The organism is Acinetobacter sp. GFQ9D191M (assembly GCF_011174875.1).
In the GTDB taxonomy this organism is placed as follows: Bacteria; Pseudomonadota; Gammaproteobacteria; order Pseudomonadales; family Moraxellaceae; genus Acinetobacter.
Genome location: NZ_JAALGV010000181.1, coordinates 1 through 1256 on the forward strand (window position 1 = coordinate 1; position 1256 = coordinate 1256).

At 44.8% G+C, this 1256-nt stretch carries 1 protein-coding gene; it reads right to left on the bottom strand.

Going from position 1 to position 1256, the window contains the following annotated elements; genetic code table 11:
- The coding region (locus tag G5T77_RS17035) for an ISNCY family transposase (protein WP_077170287.1) at window positions 1–1137 on the bottom strand (1137 nt) is incomplete at its 3' end.
- Window positions 1138–1256 lie beyond the last annotated feature (119 nt).

Below are 1256 nucleotides of genomic sequence, written 5' to 3' on the forward strand. Positions count from 1 at the left end.
CCTATTTGCAACAGTGCCGTTGATCTTCCGTCCTTCATGCATGAGGGCCACAGTGCCATCCGGGTACTCCAGAAATGAAATGTATTGCCCAACAAGCTTATGATTCAGCTCTGTCGGTTCAAGCAGATAAATACACTTGTCATAGGTGATGGTTAGGTTCTTCGTGACCTTACGCGGTTCCTGCCAAGTGAATATATCCTCCAGCTCAGCATCAGATTCCGTTAAAGATCGATGTAAATTCTTCGAGTTTCTCGCACACTTGGCAAACTTCTGATTGAAGTGCTCAATGAAGCAGGGTAGCCATGCATTGGCTTCGGCAATTGAACTGATGCCTTCCAGACGCATCTCCTTGATCAAACGGTCTTGAAGGGTTCTATTCGCGCGTTCTACGCGACCTTTAGCCTGTGGTGAGTTGGCAAAGATAATATCAATATTTAACTCGTTCAGAATCCGCCCAAATTGCGTGATCTGGCTGTCTTTCCTGGATTTCTGATTAACTCTGAATACCGAATGTTTGTCGCTATAAAAGGCCAGAGGTTTGCCGTATTGTTCAATGTAGGCTCGGGTTGAAAGCATATAGTCGAAGGTGGTTTCCGCCTCACAGAAGCGTAGATGCAACAGCTTTCCAGTGGCATCATCGATATACACCAATAAACAGCACTTAGCAGCGCGTCCTTCGAACCAGTCATGATATGAGCCATCAATCTGGATCAGCTCACCGAAGCAATCCCGGTTATAACGTGGCTGATATGGACGTTTAAGGCGCTTGGATCGCGGAATCCAGAGGTCATTGGCCATCATCCAGCGCCGAACCGTTTCTACCGGGATATTCAGGTCAAATATGCTGCTGAGCTTCTCATGCGCCAAGGTAGGTCCAAAGCCCAGCAGATGTTCAGAAATAATGGAAAGACATTTTGATTTTAATAACTCATCATGGCGATGATGGCCAGGTTGACCACGACTGGCATGTGCCAGACCTGAAACACCGTCTTGATTGAGTTTCTGCAATAACCGGGTAATTTGACGAGTGGAAAGATTCAGGATTTCAGCAGCACGGACCTGGGTAATACGATGATCTCGAACGTCTTGCAGAACTGCAAGACGTTGAATTTCCTTGTCAGACATAGTGATCAACATCTCTAATTTATATCCAGTCCATGATGGTAAAAACCATCATAAACTAGACATTTTTATTGGTGAGAATATAGACACTTTAAATGGTTTCTAACAAGGTTTGTTATTCCTAAGTAGAAATG